This window comes from Enterobacter sp. AG326, from assembly GCF_004362415.1.
In the GTDB taxonomy this organism is placed as follows: domain Bacteria; phylum Pseudomonadota; class Gammaproteobacteria; order Enterobacterales; family Enterobacteriaceae; genus Enterobacter; species Enterobacter asburiae.
Genome location: NZ_SNXG01000005.1, coordinates 78,580 through 95,580, shown reverse-complemented (window position 1 = coordinate 95,580; position 17,001 = coordinate 78,580). Strand labels below are relative to the sequence as shown.

At 57.5% G+C, this 17,001-nt stretch carries 15 protein-coding genes; 6 read left to right on the top strand and 9 right to left on the bottom strand.

Annotated features, from left to right (window positions below):
* Window positions 1-10: 10 nt before the first annotated feature.
* The 4 genes from DFO52_RS16405 to DFO52_RS16390 all read left to right on the top strand — a co-directional run bounded on the left by DFO52_RS16405 (window position 11) and on the right by DFO52_RS16390 (window position 4,265).
* The gene (locus tag DFO52_RS16405; protein WP_133550782.1) at window positions 11-1,387 is read left to right on the top strand and encodes a glycoside hydrolase family 1 protein; all 1,377 of its coding nucleotides are present in this window, start codon (window positions 11-13) and stop codon (window positions 1,385-1,387) included.
* 5 nt (window positions 1,388-1,392) lie between these two features.
* Window positions 1,393-1,695 carry a PTS lactose/cellobiose transporter subunit IIA gene (locus tag DFO52_RS16400; RefSeq protein ID WP_029741865.1) on the top strand — a complete coding sequence of 101 codons (303 nt, stop codon included), beginning with the start codon at window positions 1,393-1,395 and terminating at the stop codon, window positions 1,693-1,695.
* Between the two features lie 136 nt (window positions 1,696-1,831).
* Complete coding sequence (locus tag DFO52_RS16395; RefSeq protein ID WP_059347362.1) at window positions 1,832-3,211, top strand: carbohydrate porin; 1,380 nt, start codon at window positions 1,832-1,834, stop codon at window positions 3,209-3,211.
* Between the two features lie 148 nt (window positions 3,212-3,359).
* Window positions 3,360-4,265, top strand: a complete 906-nt coding sequence (locus DFO52_RS16390; protein ID WP_029741863.1) for a DMT family transporter — start codon at window positions 3,360-3,362, stop codon at window positions 4,263-4,265.
* Between the two features lie 50 nt (window positions 4,266-4,315).
* Here DFO52_RS16390 and nepI read toward each other — a convergent pair whose 3' ends face one another.
* Entirely contained in the window at window positions 4,316-5,506 is a 1,191-nt protein-coding gene (nepI, locus tag DFO52_RS16385; RefSeq protein WP_133550781.1) for a purine ribonucleoside efflux pump NepI, read from the bottom strand.
* A 207-nt stretch (window positions 5,507-5,713) separates the two neighbouring features.
* Between nepI and DFO52_RS16380 the strand changes: the two genes are divergently transcribed.
* Window positions 5,714-6,712: an aldo/keto reductase gene (locus DFO52_RS16380; protein WP_133550780.1), complete on the top strand. Its 999-nt coding sequence runs from the start codon at window positions 5,714-5,716 to the stop codon at window positions 6,710-6,712.
* 92 nt (window positions 6,713-6,804) lie between these two features.
* Here the strand turns inward: DFO52_RS16380 and DFO52_RS16375 are convergent, their stop codons facing one another.
* Window positions 6,805-8,025 (bottom strand): MFS transporter, encoded by a 1,221-nt coding sequence (locus DFO52_RS16375; protein WP_166642367.1) that lies wholly within the window; start codon window positions 8,023-8,025, stop codon window positions 6,805-6,807.
* Window positions 8,026-8,364: 339 nt separating this feature from the next.
* Here DFO52_RS16375 and DFO52_RS16370 point away from each other — a divergent pair, with 339 nt between their 5' ends.
* Window positions 8,365-9,285: a LysR family transcriptional regulator gene (locus DFO52_RS16370; RefSeq protein ID WP_133550779.1), complete on the top strand. Its 921-nt coding sequence runs from the start codon at window positions 8,365-8,367 to the stop codon at window positions 9,283-9,285.
* On the opposite strand, the gene DFO52_RS16365 is transcribed toward DFO52_RS16370, so the two are convergent.
* The 7 genes from DFO52_RS16365 to ilvB all read right to left on the bottom strand — a co-directional run bounded on the left by DFO52_RS16365 (window position 9,282) and on the right by ilvB (window position 16,932).
* Window positions 9,282-9,734, bottom strand: coding sequence for a DUF1198 domain-containing protein (locus DFO52_RS16365; RefSeq protein ID WP_047646739.1), 453 nt, complete (start codon window positions 9,732-9,734; stop codon window positions 9,282-9,284). The two genes, DFO52_RS16370 and DFO52_RS16365, sit on opposite strands and share 4 nt — an antisense overlap.
* A 178-nt stretch (window positions 9,735-9,912) precedes the next feature.
* On the bottom strand, window positions 9,913-11,304 hold the full coding sequence (gene uhpT, locus DFO52_RS16360; RefSeq protein WP_023333957.1) for a hexose-6-phosphate:phosphate antiporter: 1,392 nt from the start codon (window positions 11,302-11,304) through the stop codon (window positions 9,913-9,915).
* A 140-nt stretch (window positions 11,305-11,444) separates the two neighbouring features.
* Window positions 11,445-12,764 carry an MFS transporter gene (locus tag DFO52_RS16355; RefSeq protein WP_029741418.1) on the bottom strand — a complete coding sequence of 440 codons (1,320 nt, stop codon included), beginning with the start codon at window positions 12,762-12,764 and terminating at the stop codon, window positions 11,445-11,447.
* Window positions 12,757-14,262 (bottom strand): signal transduction histidine-protein kinase/phosphatase UhpB, encoded by a 1,506-nt coding sequence (gene uhpB / locus DFO52_RS16350; protein WP_047646742.1) that lies wholly within the window; start codon window positions 14,260-14,262, stop codon window positions 12,757-12,759. The genes DFO52_RS16355 and uhpB overlap by 8 nt, the downstream gene beginning before the upstream one ends.
* Window positions 14,259-14,852 carry a transcriptional regulator UhpA gene (gene uhpA, locus DFO52_RS16345; RefSeq protein ID WP_133550778.1) on the bottom strand — a complete coding sequence of 198 codons (594 nt, stop codon included), beginning with the start codon at window positions 14,850-14,852 and terminating at the stop codon, window positions 14,259-14,261. The genes uhpB and uhpA overlap by 4 nt, the downstream gene beginning before the upstream one ends.
* Window positions 14,853-14,952: 100 nt before the next feature.
* Complete coding sequence (gene ilvN, locus DFO52_RS16340) at window positions 14,953-15,240, bottom strand: acetolactate synthase small subunit (RefSeq protein WP_010426528.1); 288 nt, start codon at window positions 15,238-15,240, stop codon at window positions 14,953-14,955.
* Between the two features lie 3 nt (window positions 15,241-15,243).
* On the bottom strand, window positions 15,244-16,932 hold the full coding sequence (gene ilvB, locus DFO52_RS16335; RefSeq protein WP_059347368.1) for an acetolactate synthase large subunit: 1,689 nt from the start codon (window positions 16,930-16,932) through the stop codon (window positions 15,244-15,246).
* Window positions 16,933-17,001 lie beyond the last annotated feature (69 nt).

Sequence of the window (17,001 nt, the reverse complement as noted above, 5' to 3'; positions counted from 1 at the left end):
AGGAAGAGTTATGAAATACGCATTTCCCGATAATTTCTGGTGGGGCAGCGCAAGCTCCGCTCTCCAGACGGAAGGGGCAAGAGAGGGGGAAACCACGTGGGATTACTGGTTTGCCCGCGAGCCGAACCGTTTTCACAACGGCGTGGGGCCGCAGCAGACCTCCACGTTCTATCAGCACTGGAAAACGGATATTCAGCTGTTAAAGCAGCTGAACCACAACAGCTTTCGCACCTCGATTAGCTGGGCACGCCTGATCCCCGACGGTATCGGTGAAGTGAACCCGGAGGCGGTCGATTTTTACAATCAGGTCATTGATGAGCTGAATGAACAGGGCATCACGCCTTTTATTACCCTGTTCCACTTCGACATGCCGATGGCGATGCAGGAAATCGGCGGCTGGGAAAACCGCGACGTGGTGGACGCCTACGCCCGCTATGCGCAGATCTGCTTCGAGCTGTTCGGCGATCGCGTCCTGCACTGGTTTACCTTCAACGAGCCGATCGTGCCGGTGGAAGGCGGTTATCTGTACGACTTCCACTATCCGAACGTGGTGGATTTTCGTCGGGCGGCCACCGTGGCGTATCACACCGTGCTGGCCCACGCGAAGGCGGTGCAGGCCTACCGCGCCGGGCATTACGCCGGGGAGATTGGCATCGTGCTGAACCTGACGCCGTCGTACCCGCGCTCGCAGAACCCGGCGGACGTGAAGGCGGCGCACATCGCGGACCTGATGTTTAACCGCAGCTTCCTCGACCCGGTCCTGCGCGGCGAATACCCGGCGGACCTGGTCGCGCTGCTGAAATCCTGCGATCAATTACCCGCCTGTAAACCGGAAGACGGTTTCCTGATTGCGGAAGGGAAAATCGACCTGCTCGGCGTGAACTACTATCAGCCGCGTCGCGTGAAGTGTCGCGACAGCGCGGTGAACCCGCAGGCGCCGTTTATGCCGGAGTGGTTCTTTGATAGCTACGAGATGCCGGGCCGCAAGATGAACCCGTACCGCGGCTGGGAAATCTACGAGCCGGGTATTTACGATATTCTGGTCAACCTGCGCGACAATTACGGCAACCCTCGCTGCTTTATTTCTGAAAACGGCATGGGCGTCGAAAACGAGCAGCGCTTTATTGAAAACGGCCAGATTAACGATCGGTACCGCATCGAGTTTATTTCCGAACATTTAGCCTGGCTGCATAAGGGTATTAGCGAAGGGTGCAATTGTCTTGGCTACCATATGTGGACGTTTATTGATAACTGGTCGTGGTGCAACGCGTATAAAAATCGCTACGGATTTATCCAGCTCGATTTAGAGACGCAAAAACGCACCATTAAGAAAAGCGGAGAGTGGTTTGCCGCCACCGCGTTAAATAATAGCTTTGATAAAGAGTAATGATGATGATCGCATTAGAAGAAGCCGTAATGGAAATTATCGTCAATGCCGGACAGTCCCGCAGCCTGTGCTTTGAAGCGCTGCACGCGGCGCGTCAGGGCAACATTGACGAGGCCAAAAGCCTGCTGCGCGAAGCCGACGGCTACGCGCGCCAGGCGCACAAGATGCAGACCAAACTGATCGAGCAGGATGCGGGCGAAGGCCGCCAGCCGATGACTTTAATTATGGTGCACGCGCAGGATCACTTAATGAATTCCTTATTAGCGCGTGAACTGTCCGAAGAAATTATTCATTTATATCAGAGATAGTCTATGGCGAAATAATTACTGTAATACCTCTGTACCCTAAATAGAGATCCACTTGTTCTGATGATAGCGACATACTCTGTCAGATCGGAGCGGGATGGTTATTGTCTGAATAAAATTAAACTATATTGAGATAACCATGAATACGATTAAAAAACTTCCATTAACCATGGCGGTTATCGCCGCGCTTTGCCCAATTTCCGTGCTCGCGCAGGAATTCACCCAGGAGCAAATCGACGCCATTGTGGCGAAAGCGGTGGATAAAGCCCTGGCCGAGCGCCAGGCCAAAATGGATGCGGCGGTCGCGAAAAAAGCGGACGTGGTAACCGAGCCGCAAAGCGCGGCGCAGTCCCCCGATATGGCGATCCCGTTCGGGATTAAATTTACCGGCTACGCCCGCTACGGCGCGCACTTCCAGGCCGCCGATCAGAAATACGTGGCGGTGGACGGCTCCTACAACGGCGCGTCCGCCATTGGTCGTCTGGGCAACGAAGGCAACGGCGGGGAATTCCAGCTCTCCAAGGCCTTCAAGGGTGAAAACGGCGCCATCTGGGACATCAACGTGATGATCGACCACTGGGGCGACGAAGTTAACCTGAAAAAAGCCTACGCGGGGGTGACCAACATTATGGCCTCCAACCCGAACGCCTATTTCTGGGCAGGTCGTGACTTCCACCAGCGTCCGCAGCAGGGCATCAACGATTACTTCTGGATGAACCACGACGGCCAGGGCGCCGGGGTGAAGAACTTCGACATCGGCGGCGTGCAGTTCGACGTGGCCGCCGTGGCGGCGGTGGAATCCTGTAGCCCGGAAGTGATGGAAGATGAAGCCAACCCGTCGCGCATCACCTGTACCGGCGGTTCCGGCACGGGCGACAAAGGCAACTACGCCGCGACCTCAAAAATCCACGGCATGAAGCTCGGCCCGATCGACGTGGAGCTGTACGCCAACTACGGCTTTGACTCCAAGGCGGTGGAGAGCGACGAACGTCTGAACGCGTGGCAGGGCGGCGTGGTGCTTAGCCACACCAACGACAGCGGCGTGAATAAGGTGATCGCCCGCTACTCCGATAACGCGGACAACAGCGTGTTCAACAAAACCGAGGATCTGACCACGGTCTACGCCAGCTTCGAAGGGCTGTACAAATTCACCCAGGCGACGCAGGTGGAGTACATCCTCGCCTTCCACGACTACGACAACAGCCGCGATAAGAGCGACAACCGTAAGAACTACAACGCCATCGTGCGCCCAATGCACTGGTGGAACGACGTTCACTCCACCTGGCTGGAAGCGGGCTGGCAGCACGTGGATTACGACAACGGCGGCGACAACAAGGGCTGGAAGCTGACCCTGTCGCAGAATATGTCTATCGCCATGGGACCGGAGTTCCGCCCGATGCTGCGCTTCTACGTGACCGGCGGCAAGGTGGATAACGAACGCACCGCGCGCGTGAACAATACCAAAGACGAAACGCTCGACGACTTCAACGTCGGCGCGATGTGGGAGGCGTGGTTCTAAGCAAGGTAGAAGCAAAACGGCAACGAGAGTTGCCGTTTTTAGTGTTTGCTCCCTCTCCCCGTGGGAGAGGGCCGGGGTGAGGGCATCAGGCCGCACACAACCATGCTATGCTGTTGACCGAATTAACGACAACATCGCAGGGGAGAACATGGGTTCCACACGTAAAGGGATGCTGAACGTCCTGATCGCCGCCGTTTTATGGGGCAGCTCGGGGGTTTGCGCGCAGTACATCATGGAGAAAAGCCACATTTCTTCGCCTTACCTGACCATGGTTCGCCTGCTGTTTACCGGCGTGATCCTGCTGACGCTCTCCTTCGTTCACGGCGACAAGATTTTCTCGGTGATCAAACATCGCAAAGACGCCCTCAGCCTGCTTATTTTCTCGCTGGTCGGCGCGCTCACCGTGCAGCTCACCTTCCTGCTGACGATTGAAAAATCCAACGCTGCGACCGCTACCGTGCTGCAGTTTCTGTCACCAACCATTATCGTGGCCTGGTTCGCGCTGGCACGGAAAAAGCGTCCCGGCGTGTTTGTGCTGTCGGCCATCATGACGTCGCTTGTCGGTACCTTCCTGCTGGTCACCCACGGCGACCCAACCTCGCTCTCCATCTCGCCTGCCGCGCTGTTCTTCGGCATCGCATCGGCGTTTGCCGCCGCGTTTTACACCACCTATCCGTCAACGCTGATCGCCCGCTACGGCACGCTGCCGATTGTCGGCTGGAGCATGTTGATTGCCGGGCTAATGCTGACGCCGTTCTACGCCGGACGCGGAACCACGTTCGTGATCGACGGCAGCCTGCTGCTGGCGTTTTTCTATCTGGTAGTGATTGGCACCGCGCTGACGTTCAGCCTGTATCTGAAAGGCGCACAGATGATCGGCGGGCCGAAGGCGAGCATTCTGAGCTGCGCCGAGCCGCTGAGCAGCGCGTTACTGTCGGTGATTTTGCTGGGCGTGGCGTTCACCCTGCCGGACTGGCTGGGGACGCTGCTGATTGTGTCGTCGGTGGTGCTGATTTCGATGGATTCGAGAAGACGGGTTCAGACATCGGCGTAGCCTGATGTCCCCTCACCCTAACCCTCTCCCACGGGAGAGGGAGAAAAACACTACTTCGCCTTCACCTTCCCCGCCACCAGCAGCGCCGTCAGCAGCATCAGCGTACCGGAAATCACCAGCGGTGACGTCAGCCCCAGATGGTCGAGCGCCACGCCGCCAATGGCCGCGCCGCAGGTATTCGCCAGCTGGATCACCGCCACCTGAATCGACCCGGCTTTTTCCGCCTGATCGGCAAGCGAGCGGGTGATCCACGTCGACCAGCCCACCGGCACCAGCGCAAAGGCAAAGCCCCAGATAATCGCGATGGCAGACGCCACCCACTTATCGCTGCCCCACAGCACCAGCACCGCCGCGCTCGCCGCCAGCACCAGCGGCGCACCCGCCAGCGCCACCTTCAGGGAGCGTTTCAGGAACTGGGACGACAGCGAGGTGCCGACAAAACTTGCGATACCAAAGCTCAGCAGCACCAGCGTCAGGCCGTCCACGTCAAAGCCTGCCATGGTCATAAACACCGGGCGGATATAGGTAAAGAAGGCAAACTGCCCGGCAAAGGACATAAAGATGGCGGTCATCCCCGCCAGTACGCCGGGGCGCTTCAGCAGCGCGAACATGTTCTGTTTGTGGTGCGCCGCTTCGCCCGGCAGGGACGGCAGCGCTTTCCACACCCAAATGATGCAGAGCAGGCCCATCACCGCCGCGGCGTTAAAGACGTTACGCCAGCCGATAATTCCGCCGAGGAAGCTGCCGAGCGGCGCGGCAATCACCAGCGCGATAGAGACCGCACCGAAGATAACGGAAAGCGCTTTTGGCACCGTCCGCGCGGGCACCAGTCGCATGGTGAGCGAGGCCGACATCGCCCAGAAGCCGCCGAGCCCCAGCCCAAGACAGGCGCGACCGAGCAGCAGCAGGGTGAAGCTTTCCGCGAAGGAGACCAGCAGGCAGGAGAGCGTCAGCAGCACGCTGAACAGGATGACCACCTTGCGGCGGTCGATGGTGCCAATCACCTGGGTGATAAACAGGCTGGCAAACATCGCCACGAAGGCGGTGACGGTAACGGACTGCCCCGCCACGCCCTCGGAAATGCCCAGATCCTGCGCCATCGGCGTCAGCAGGCTCACCGGCAGAAACTCAACGGTAATCAGGCAGGCGACGCAGAACGCCACGGCGAAAACGGCCGACCAGTTGGGGCGAGAAACCTCTTTGGTCTGCGGTCTGGTCGTGGGCTGGAAATGTTCTGTCATGGCGTCACCTGAAGATAAAAACGTGCGGAAAAGTCGCGCAGTTTATCATCAAAAGTGTGACGGATTTAACGATTTGACAACTTTTGTCGTTTTTAATGAGCCTGGAGGGAGAGCGTCGTCGACTGATACCTTTTCAGCATAACGAAAATGAAAATTCAGTATCCACATTTGAGGTGAAACAATCATAGCGTCTGAAAAGGAGAACCTATGAAAACACGTATTTTATCTCAAAATCTTACCGTCAGTGCCGTCGGCTATGGAGCCATGGGTCTGAGTGAATTTTATGGCCAGACTGATGACAACGCTTCGCTGCAGGTATTGCACAGCCTCATCGATCTGAACGTGACGTTTATTGATACCGCAAATTTATATGGGCGTGGTCATAATGAAAGACTAATCGGTCATTTTCTTGCCGGACTGGATAAAAGCACTCGCGAGCAGTTCAAAATAGCCACGAAATGCGGCATCGATCGCTCTCCTGACGAGTCTTACGCCCGCACCATCAACAATACGCCTGACTATATCATCCGCTGCTGTAATGAGTCCCTCAAACGGCTTGGCGTGGAGCGAATCGACCTCTTTTATCTACACAGACTGAGTAACGCCACCCCGGTCGAAGAGAGTATGGATTGTCTGCGCGCCCTGGTTAAAGAGGGCAAGATTAACCACATCGGCCTTTGCGAAGTGTCGGCGTCAACGCTGCAACGGGCCCATGCGGTACATCCGGTCACCGCGCTGCAAACGGAATATTCATTGTGGACACGCGATATCGAGGAAAGCATTCTGCCGGTCGTGAAAGAATTAGGCATTGGTCTGGTGCCCTACTCACCTCTTGGCAGAGGCTTCCTGACGGGAAAATACCTGAACAATAGCGAATTTGCAGAGGGTGATTTCCGTAAAAATAACGAGCGCTTTATGCAGTCCAGCCTCGATCATAATCGCCAGCTGCTCGATGTCATCCACCCGCTGGCGGCGAAATACGGCTGTACCGCAGGTCAGATTGCCCTTGCCTGGCTGTTAGCGCAATACGATCGGCTGGTTCCCATCCCGGGCACTAAGCACACCGGCTATCTGGCCGAGAACGCGCGCGCTGCCGACATTATGCTTGAGAAGAGTGACATTGAATTATTGAACAACCTGCATCGCCGGATAGAGATTAAAGGCGATCGCTATTCTGCCGAGGGTATGAAGGGCGTGAATGCCTGATACCTCATCGTGAAAATAAAAAAACCGGGCTTCCCCGGTTTTTTTATTCGTTGTCGGCAATGATTATTTTTCATCCATTCTTTATGCGGACATTAACTGGACTCATACGATTTCTCCATCCGGGATTGTTTTGCGGTCAACGTGGCAGGGATAAACACGACAAGCAGAACGGAAAGGCCGATGGCCGTGGCGGCGACGATATACAGGAGCGGCAGAGAAAATGATGAAACTATCCAGGCACCTGCTGACGCGCCGATACCAATGGCAGTATTGAAAAATGACACGTAGATTGCAGAGGCCGGGAAGGTTTTATCCTCTGCCATACGTAAAATCCACGTCTGGAAGCCGACAAATATTCCTGACACGGCCACACCCCAGATAATCATGCCGGTGAATATCAGCCCAGCAGAGAGCGATGATCCTGACAGGCCCAGGATGAACAGCACGGCACATATCAATAGTACAGATATAGAGACCATCAACTTAAGATACTTATCAATCAACACGCCGGTCAGGAGATTACCGGCCAGACCCGAAATACCGTAAACAAAAAGCACAGCAGGAATAAAGGCGTTTGGCAGTAAACTCTGCATATGCAGCCAGGGTTCAATGTAGGTAAAGGCGGCAAAATGGGCCGTCACAGCCAGCATGGTTGCTAAATATATTTTCCATAAGGTAGACGATTTCAACACACTCTTTAACGCATCCAGTCCAAGCGCACTTTTACTGGTAATGTGGGGAATAAGAACGCTAATGCCCGCAAAGGCAATTACGCTCAGCGCGGCCATTATCCAAAATGCCTGCCGCCAGCCGAAGTGAATACCAATATAGTTAGATACCGGCACGCCAAAAACGCTTGCTGCGGAAACGCCTCCAAATACGATTGACGTCGCCGCCCCAATATATCTGACAGGTACGATGGCTACCGCCGTCGTGCCGATCATCGCCCAGAATGCGCCATGCGCAAGTGCACCCAGTACGCGAGCGCTAAGCAGCATGCTGTAGCTCGTTACCGTTGCGGCCATGACATTGGAGATCAGAAGCACCATGGTGAGCACGAGTAAAAGCCGCTTCCTGGACACATTCCCTAAAAAAACTGAAGCAAACAGCGCACTTAACGCCCCCACCCAGGCATAAAGAGACACGGTCATGCCCACCGCGGACTCCGATGACTGTAGCCCATCAGCAATGGGCGTTAATAAACCTACTGGCGCCAGTTCAGTGGTAACAATCGTAAACGTTGAAATAGCCAGAATAAATAAAGCAAGCCATGACTTTAAGGTCATTTTTTGCGGAAAACGTTCTACAGCCATAATCGCCACCTCAATATAATAATCAGTAGATTTTTTACGAATTGGATAAATGTTGAATGTTGTTACCCGCAAACGGGATAATCAATATCTTCGGGCCAACGATGATATTTCTGAGAACCGTACATAGTTTCTTCGGAATACTTTAGAACAGAGATATCCTTTTAATTAAAAATAAGAAAAAACAGAAATTAATTTATCAGCTCAGCGCATAAGTGGAATTATTAAATTTGTAATATACTTTTTGTATTACTATTAAATTAGGTTTTTCTTCATAGCGTTAGCGTGTAATATCGAAATCGAAAAAAAGACTTAATACCTTTTCGCATTCAGGACTGACGTATGGCCACAGCAGAACATTTAATCAGCAATAACCTGCCCAGTATCAAACAATTACAATGCTTTCTCGCTGTCGCACATGAACTGAACTTCCGTAAGGCTGCCGAACGTCTACGCATGACTCAACCGCCATTGACGCGTCAGATAAAATGCCTTGAAGCGGTTCTGAAACGTCAGTTGTTCAGCCGCAGCACGCATGACGTTAGCCTCACTGACGCAGGCCGTGCGCTGGTGGTTCAGGCTGAAAAAATACTCAAAGACATCAGAAGCTTAAAAGAAGACCCGCACTCTTCTGAAACGAACCTGCGTATCGGACTCACGCGGACGCTTAATTTTGAATACATAGAACCCGTGAACACCCAGCTTCAAAAAATGAACGCGGAAGATGATGTCGAAACGCCGGACCTGACGTCAGCCCAACTGCTGCAAAGCCTGTCTAAAAATATGCTGGATCTGGTGCTGACCGGTGAAAAAGGAACGGGTCATGAAGACATTGTTCAATACCGCTGGGTCTGCCAGGAACCGTTGCTCATCGCAATGCCCTCTTTACATCCTGCCAGCCTGAAAGAGAAAGTCGCGCTGGAGGACATTAGCGATCTTCCCATTTTCTGGTTTTCCAGAAGCGCCAACCCGTCATTTTACGACAAATGCGAAAGCTACTTTGAGACGCTGAAAACGCCGCTGAAGCGGATAAAAGAGCCGGATGATACCCTTGTGATGCTAAGCCGTATCGCAAGAGGGAAAGGATTTGCGCTGCTGCCTCAGTCGAAATGCACCTTTAATCAGGAAGGTCTTTGCTACCGTGAACTCACGGGCGCGGAGGCAAAAAGGTTAAACATAGATATCTATGCCGCCACCCGCCTCAATGAAAACAGAGAAGAGATTCTTAACGCTCAAAATATCCTGTGCGGAAAAACGTCTTAATGCAGGTAAAACACGCCCTCTTCTGGCAGGAAGAGCTGGTTATAGCGTAGCTGGAAGGCGTTTAGCTCCTGCGGATCGGGCTCCATCTCGCGCATAAAGCCAAGCGCCAGACGAATTTGCGCATCGGTAATCGGTGCGGCAAGGCGGGCTTTACGCAGCATACGGTGCCATGTATGCAGGTTCTCTTCGCTGCCGTCGACAATGCAGACCTGCCAGATGAGCAGCACCTGCGCCGCATTTTGCAAATGCGCCTCGTCCGGCCGCTCAAGGTAGCGGATAAACTCATTGCCCGACGTTTTACCAAACTGGTCGATCATCGACTCAACCGGCATCGGGGTGATCCCCAGACGCTCGCTTAAACGTTTGATGGCGCGGCGGGAATCTGAGGTCAGGACGCGAAATCCCACCACAAACACCACGGCAAGCGTTGCCAGCATTATCCAGACCATGCGTTCTCCTATGAATAGCCGCTCATCATAGCGGGAAACGCAGCGCCTCGACAGCGGGTGGCACCATAATAGTGAACGGAAAAGATGTTGAAGAATTGGGAGAAGAGGAGTTAACGCCGTCGGGGTCAATATAAAAAAGCCCGGCATCACACACCGGGCAAAGAAGTTACCTGCACACTCAGGCTGTTTTTAATTTCTGCGCACGATTCTCACGGCGAATCTTACGTTCTTCCAGCACCGCGACCATCGCCATCAGGACGATACAGCCGATCGCTGCCGCATCCAGCGCCGCGAAGGTGCCCGCCCAGCCGGTGAGGCCGAAAATCGGCGTGCCGTCGGCGATCATCCCCAGGCCCAGCTTGGCGAAGCTGTCGCCAATCAGGTACGCGAAGGTGCCTTTAATCCCATCGGCGGCGCCGATCGCTTTTTTCGGGACGAAACCGACTGCCGCCACGCCGATCAGCAGCTGCGGACCAAACACCAGGAAGCCGAGCGCGAACAGGGACGCCAGGTAAACGTACTGGTTGCTGGCGTGCTGGTAGACGCCGAGCGTGGCAATAATCAGCGCCAGCGCGACGCAGGCCACCAGCGCGCGACGGCCGTTGGCGAGGTCAGAGAGCCAGCCCCACAGCAGCGTGCCGACCAGCGCGCCCACTTCGAACAGGGTGAAGCCCTGAATCGCCACTTCTTTAGAAAGCTTCAGCTCCTGGAAGGCATACACGGTCGACCACTGGTCGATGCCGATACGCACCACGTAGAGGAAGATGTTTGAGAAGCACAGCAGCCAGATCACTTTGTTTTTCAGCACGTACTCAACAAAGATCTGCCATTTGGACATCTCGTTTTCTTCGGTCTCTTTGTCCTCTTCGCTGATCTCCTCGCCGAACAGCTCTTCGGCTTTGCCGAGGCCGTAAGATTCCGGGGAGTCGCTGCCGTAGCGCAGGCCGATAAAGCCGACGATCAGGGCGATAATCGACGGGAAGATAAACATGCCGATCACGTGGCCGTCGAACAGGTAATTTGCGCCGAACAGCGCTACGCCAGCCGCACCGGCACCGCCGAGGTTGTGGGAGATGTTCCACATGCCGAGGTAGGAACCACGCTTGCGGCGCGGGGTCCATTTAGTGATGGTGGAATAGCTGCACGACCCGCCGGTACTCTGGAAGAAGCCGCTCAGGGCGTAGAAGGCGATCATCATGAACAGGCTGACGGAGCCCGCGCCCATGCTGGCGCTGAAGCCGAGCATACAGATGGCGGAGAGGATCAGCATAAACGGCAGGAACTGCTTGGTGTTTTTGCCGTCCGCGTAGTAGGAAACGACGGTTTTACCCACGCCGTAGGTGATGGAGAAGCCCAGGCCAATCATCCCCAGCTGCGTCATGCTCAGCCCGTAGGTTGAGATCATGTCGTTCTGCGCGATGTTAAAGTTTTTGCGGATCAGGTACATGGTCAGGTAGCCGATGAAGACCACCAGATAGGACTGCATGAACGGTTTGAACCACATCTTGCGCCGCACGTCGAGCGGCAGATCCAGGGTCGGCTTGCGCACCTGGTTGAGGAAGGCCAGCATGGTTTGCTCCTGAGCTGATTTTTACCTGCGAATGGCAGGCATTGTAAAAATCAGCCGGGAGAGATGCCTGAGACAGCGTCCAGGTAAAACCGGGAAAATTTCCTAGTTTTGCGCCACTCGGGGCGAAAAGGTGAGGCTCATCACGCTTCGCTCACCTCGCGCGGCGCCTGCGCGTTCAAAAACGGCAGCAGCAGCAGCGCGGAGATCCCCGCCGCGATAGCGATCACCGCAAAGAAACCGCTCCAGTGCCAGACGTCGATCACCCGCGCCAGCGGCCAGCCGGAGAGCGATGCGCCAAGGTAGGCAAACAGCCCGACAAAGCCCGTCGCCGCGCCTGCCGCCTCTTTGTGGGAACATTCCGCCGCCGCCATGCCGATCAGCATCTGCGGGCCAAACACGAAAAAGCCGGTGGTGAAGAAGCACGCCGCCTGCATCACGTAGCTGGCGAACGGCATCAGCCACAGCGAGCCGACGGAGAGCAAAATCCCGGCGGCGAAAATCAGGTTCATCGGACCGCGGTTGCCGTTGAACAGCTTGTCCGATCCCCAGCCCGCCACCAGCGCGCCGATAAACCCGCCCAGCTCGAACATCGTCACCGCCGAGTTGGCGGTCACCAGGTCCACGCCGAGCGTCTCGGACATGTACAGGTTGCCCCAGTCGTTGATGGCCGCGCGCACCACGTAGACCAGCACGTAGCAGAGCGACAGCAGCCAGATGTACGGGTTTTTCAGCACGTATTTGGTGAGGATCTCCCTGCGGGTCAGCCCCGCGCCCTCCTGCTGCTGGGCAATCTCCATTTCGTCGTGTCGCCAGTCGCCCACCGGCGGAAGGCCGACGGTTTGCGGCCGGTCGCGCAGGCGCCAGCAGAGAAACAGCCCGGCGACAATCGCGAGGCCACCGGCAATCATCATCCCCGCGCGCCAGCCGTAGTGCAGCGCCGCCGCGCCCACCACCATCGGGATCAGCGCCCCGCCGACGTTATGCGCGGTGTTCCAGATTGCCCACCAGCCGCCGCGCTCGTTGCGCGAATACCAGGCGGTGAGCAGGCGGGCGCAGACCGGCGCGCCCCAGCCCTGGAAAAAGGCGTTCAGCGCCCACAGCAGGGCGAAGGCCCACAGCGAGGTGGAGAAGCCAAACAGAATGTTCACCACCCCGGTGGCGATCAGCCCAACGCCCATAAAATAGCGCGCGTTGGAGCGGTCGCTGACGATGCCGGAGAAGAACTTCGACAGGCCGTAAGTGATGTAAAACAGCGTCGCCAGCAGGCCGATATCGGTGCGCGTCATCACGCCGCTGGCGAGGATTTCCGGCGCGGCGGCGTTGAAGCTTTTGCGGGTGAAGTAGAACAGCGCGTAGCCGAGCCAGATGGTAATCAGGATATGGCGACGCCAGTAGCGGTAGCGGGCGTCGATTTCCGCTTTATCGCCAATCGGCGCGGCGCTGGCAGGGGTTTTAAACATGGTAACTCCGTAGCGGCAGGCTGACGCTGACGCGCGTCCCGTGGGTGCAGGAGAGGTTCAGCGTGCCGCCCAGCGCCTTGACGCGCTCGCGCATGCCCGCCAGGCCAAAACCCTGCTGGCCGGAGCCCGGCGGCAGGCCGCAGCCATCGTCTTCAATTATCAGCTTCAGGCTGTCGTCCTGCTGCCAGCCCTGGATCGTGACCGCGCTGGCGCTGGCGTGCTTGACGATATTGTTCAGCCCTTCCTGACAGACGCGGAACAGCGTCACGCGCTGGCCTTCGCTCAGCGCAGGCTCGTTAATACGCCAGTCGAGATGGCTGACTATTCCGCGGCTTTCCAGCTCCATCTCGCGCATCAGGGAACGCACTGCCTGCTCAAGCGTAAGGTCGTCAAGCTGGCGCGGGCGCAGCCGTCCTAACAGGCGGCGAACGGAGTCATAGACGCCCAGCGAAAGCTGTTCGATATGCGCCCCGCCCTGCTTCACGCCCGCGTTTTCCGCCGCCAGGCGCTGGACAATGCCCGCCTGGGTACGGATAGCGGTGATGGTCTGGCCGATATCGTCGTGCAGCTCGCGGGCGACCTCCTGCCGCACGCTCTCTTCGGTTTCCAGCAGACGCTCCGCCAAACGGCGGTTGCGCGCCAGCTCGGTTTGCAGGGATTGGTTCAGCTCGCGCAGGCGCTGAATGCCCGCGCCGAGCAGCAGCCCGGTCAGGCTCTGGGCCAGCAGGGAAAGCAGCAGATCCACCGGATGATCGTGCCAGGTCTGGCTGGCAATCAGCGCGATGGCGTTCATCAGCGTCGCGATCAGCGCTCCCTGCCAGCCGTAGTGCCAGGCCAGGGCGATGATTGGAAGCGCCAGACAAAACGGCGTGAAGCGTGAAAGCTCGGCGGGAAGGCCAAGCTGGAGCCACAGGCTCACCACAAACAGCAGCAGATACCAGATGAGGTGCCGGGCGCGCCAGTTCACCGGCTGGGAAACCAGCGCCGGGCCGAGCGGCTGCCACACGGTGCTGGTGAGGTAGTGCCAGATCACGAGGCAGGTTGGCGCCAGCGTCAGGCCGCCGGTCAGGGTCAGCAGCAGGGCATTGAGCATCTCCTTCTCGCCGACCCACGGAAGCGACTGCAGCAGCGCGGCGGCAATCAGCGCCGCCCCCTGACGCAGCAGCGTGCGCCAGTCGCGCTGGTGGCGATAGCGGGAAATGAGGGCAACCGGGAGAAGCGTGAGCAGGCTTCCGGTCATCAATAAGGGCAGATGCGCGAGGGCAACTTCCTGCGCCAGCCAGACCAGCATCAGCCACTCTGCGCCCAGCAAAACGGGCCAGTAGCCGCGCGGACACTGGAGCATTAAGCCAAGTCGTAGGCCGAAGGGAAACAGCAGCACCGCCAGCTCGGGGCGTTCCACCAGGTGCAGGCTGATGCTCCACAGGCAGAACCAGGCGGCGGAGAAGATAAAAAAGCTGGCGACGACGGCGATCAGCCGTGAAAAAGCGGAACTCATTGCCAGCTGTCGAACATGCGGCGCGCAAGCTCGACGTCGTTGCTGACGTTGAGTTTTTCCATCAGGTTGGCGCGGTGAACGTGTACGGTTTTCGGGGACAGATCCAGCTCGGCGGCAATCTCTTTTACCGACATTCCCTGCGCGAGTTTTTCCGCAACCTGGCGCTCGCGTCTGGTGAGCGGATCCTGACGTCCGGCCGCCAGCTTAATGGCGATATCCGGCGTTAAATAGCAGCCGCCGGTGGAGACGGTGCGCACCGCGGCGATCAGTTCGTCGGGGCTACAGCGCTTGGAGAGAAAGCCGCGCGCGCCCGCGTTGAGCGCCTGCTCGACCAGCGCCGGGCTGTCGTGCACCGACAGCATAATCGTCGCCAGCCCTTTCGGCAGCTGGCTTAACAGCTCCAGCCCGGAGAGATCCGGCATCGAGATGTCGCAGATACAGACATGTACCCCGCGCCCCGGCAGGCCCGCCAGCGCCTCGCGACCGGAGCCAAACTCGGCCACGACCTGGAAATCCGGTTCGAGGTTCAGAAGCTGGGCAAAGCCGGAGCGGACGATGAGGTGGTCGTCGATGAGAGCGATGGTGGTCATGTGTCTTCCTGCGGTCTGAAAGCGCCGGATGGCGCTGCGCTTATCCGGCCTGCAAGCGCGACGCCTGCAGGCCGACCAGGGCGCTTACCTTAAGCGATCTTTATTCGAAAAACACCGCAATTTTGTTAAACATGGTGGGATCGGACTGGTTGCGCGCCACTTTGGTGACGTCTTCCAGCTTGTCGATCTGCGCCATCATCTGCTCCAGACGCTGGTCGTCGTTGACCAGCAGCCAGATGCGGCTGTGCTCGCTGCCCTGAATCGGCAGGCAGAGAATGCCTTCCACGTTAAACGCCCGGCGGGCAAAGAGCCCGCAGACGTGGGTCATGACGCCAGGGTGGTTGCGGACGGTGAGTTCCAGAATGACGTTATCATGTTGTTTCTGCATGGCTTATTCTCCCACCATCTCGGTATTTGCCGCACCCGGCGGCACCATCGGATACACTTTTTGTTCAGGGTCGATACGCACGTGGATCAGCGCCGGGCCGGGGCGAGAAATCGCCGCCTGCAGCGCCGCGTGGGCATCCTCTTCGGCGTTCAGATCGCAGGTGTGCAGGCCAAAGCCGGCGGCAATCTGCATAAAGTTAATCATCCCCGGATAGGTCGCCGCAAACACGCCCTGCTTGTAGAACAGGCTCTGCTGCTGGTGCACCAGCCCCAGCGCCTCGTTGTTCATCAGGATGATTTTCACGTCTAACTGGTTTTCGGCCGCGGTGGCCATTTCCTGAATGTTCATCATCAGGCTGCCGTCGCCGGAGAAGCAGATGACCTTGCGGTCCGGGTTGGCGAGCGCCGCACCCACGGCTGCGGGCAGGCCAAAGCCCATGGTTCCCAGACCGCCGGAGGTCAGCCACTGGCGCGGACGGTTCAGCGGGTAGGCCTGGGCGGTCCACATCTGATGCTGACCCACGTCGGTGGTGATAATCGCGCTGTCGTCCACGCAGGCGGCCACGGCATTGATCAGTCCGTAGTGGCTGAGCGGGTCGCCTTCGGTTGGGATAGCGCCCGGGAACTCGCGCTGCAGATCGGCCACCAGCTGACGCCAGTCGGCGCGCTCGGCTGCGTCCGTCTGCGGGATAAGCTGCGCCAGCACCTCGGCCACGTCGCCCTGAATCGCCACGTGCGGCTGCTTGATTTTACCCAGCTCGGCGCGGTCGATATCCACGTGAATGATCTTCGCATTCGGGCAGAACTGCTCGGTTTTGCCAATCGCTCGGTCATCAAAACGCGCGCCCATAACAATCAGCAAATCAGCCTCTTGCAGGATGTAGTTGGTGCTGCGCGCGCCGTGCATGCCCAGCATGCCGAGAGAGAGCGGGTGCGCTTTAGGCAGCATGCCCAGCGCCATCAGGGTCATGGTGGTTGGCAGGTTGGCTTTTTCAGCAAACTCGCGGATTTCATCCGCGGCGTTAATCGCTCCGCCGCCCAGATAGAGCACCGGGCGTTTGGCGGCGTTAATCATAGCGGCGGCATCGCGCACGCTCTCAGCGCTGAATTCCGGCGCGGGGGCACGTTCGCCCGGCTCCGGCAGGACGTCGATCTCGATCTCTGCGGTCTGGACATCCTTAGGAATGTCTATCCACACCGGGCCCGGGCGGCCGGACTGCGCAATGCGGAACGCATCGCTGATAACCTGAGGCAGCTCGCTGATGTCGCGAACTAAATAGTTATGTTTGGTGATGGGGATAGAGATGCCGTAGGTGTCCACTTCCTGGAACGCATCGGTGCCGATCATTGAGGACGGTACCTGGCCGGTAATGCAGATCAGAGGAATGGAGTCGAGACGCGCGTCGGCGATGGCGGTGACCAGGTTGGTTGCGCCCGGGCCGCTGCAGGCCATACAGACCGCCGGTTTGCCCTGCGTACGCGCCATGCCCTGAGCAATAAAGCCAGCCCCCTGCTCGTGGCGCGCCAGCACGTGGCGGATCTGCGTGCTTTGGCTTAACGCATCGTACAGCGGCAGCACCGTGCCGCCAGGGATGCCTGCAACCGTGGTGATGCCCTGCCGTTCCAGCAAATGAACGATCAGCTGCGCGCCAGTAAAACGCGTCCTGGTGGATGTTGTGCCCGAAATTGCCATGCTCCAGTCCTTTTCTTCTGGGCCGACTTTCCGGGGAGGCTCTTAAACGAAAAACCCCGCCCGGTTTGC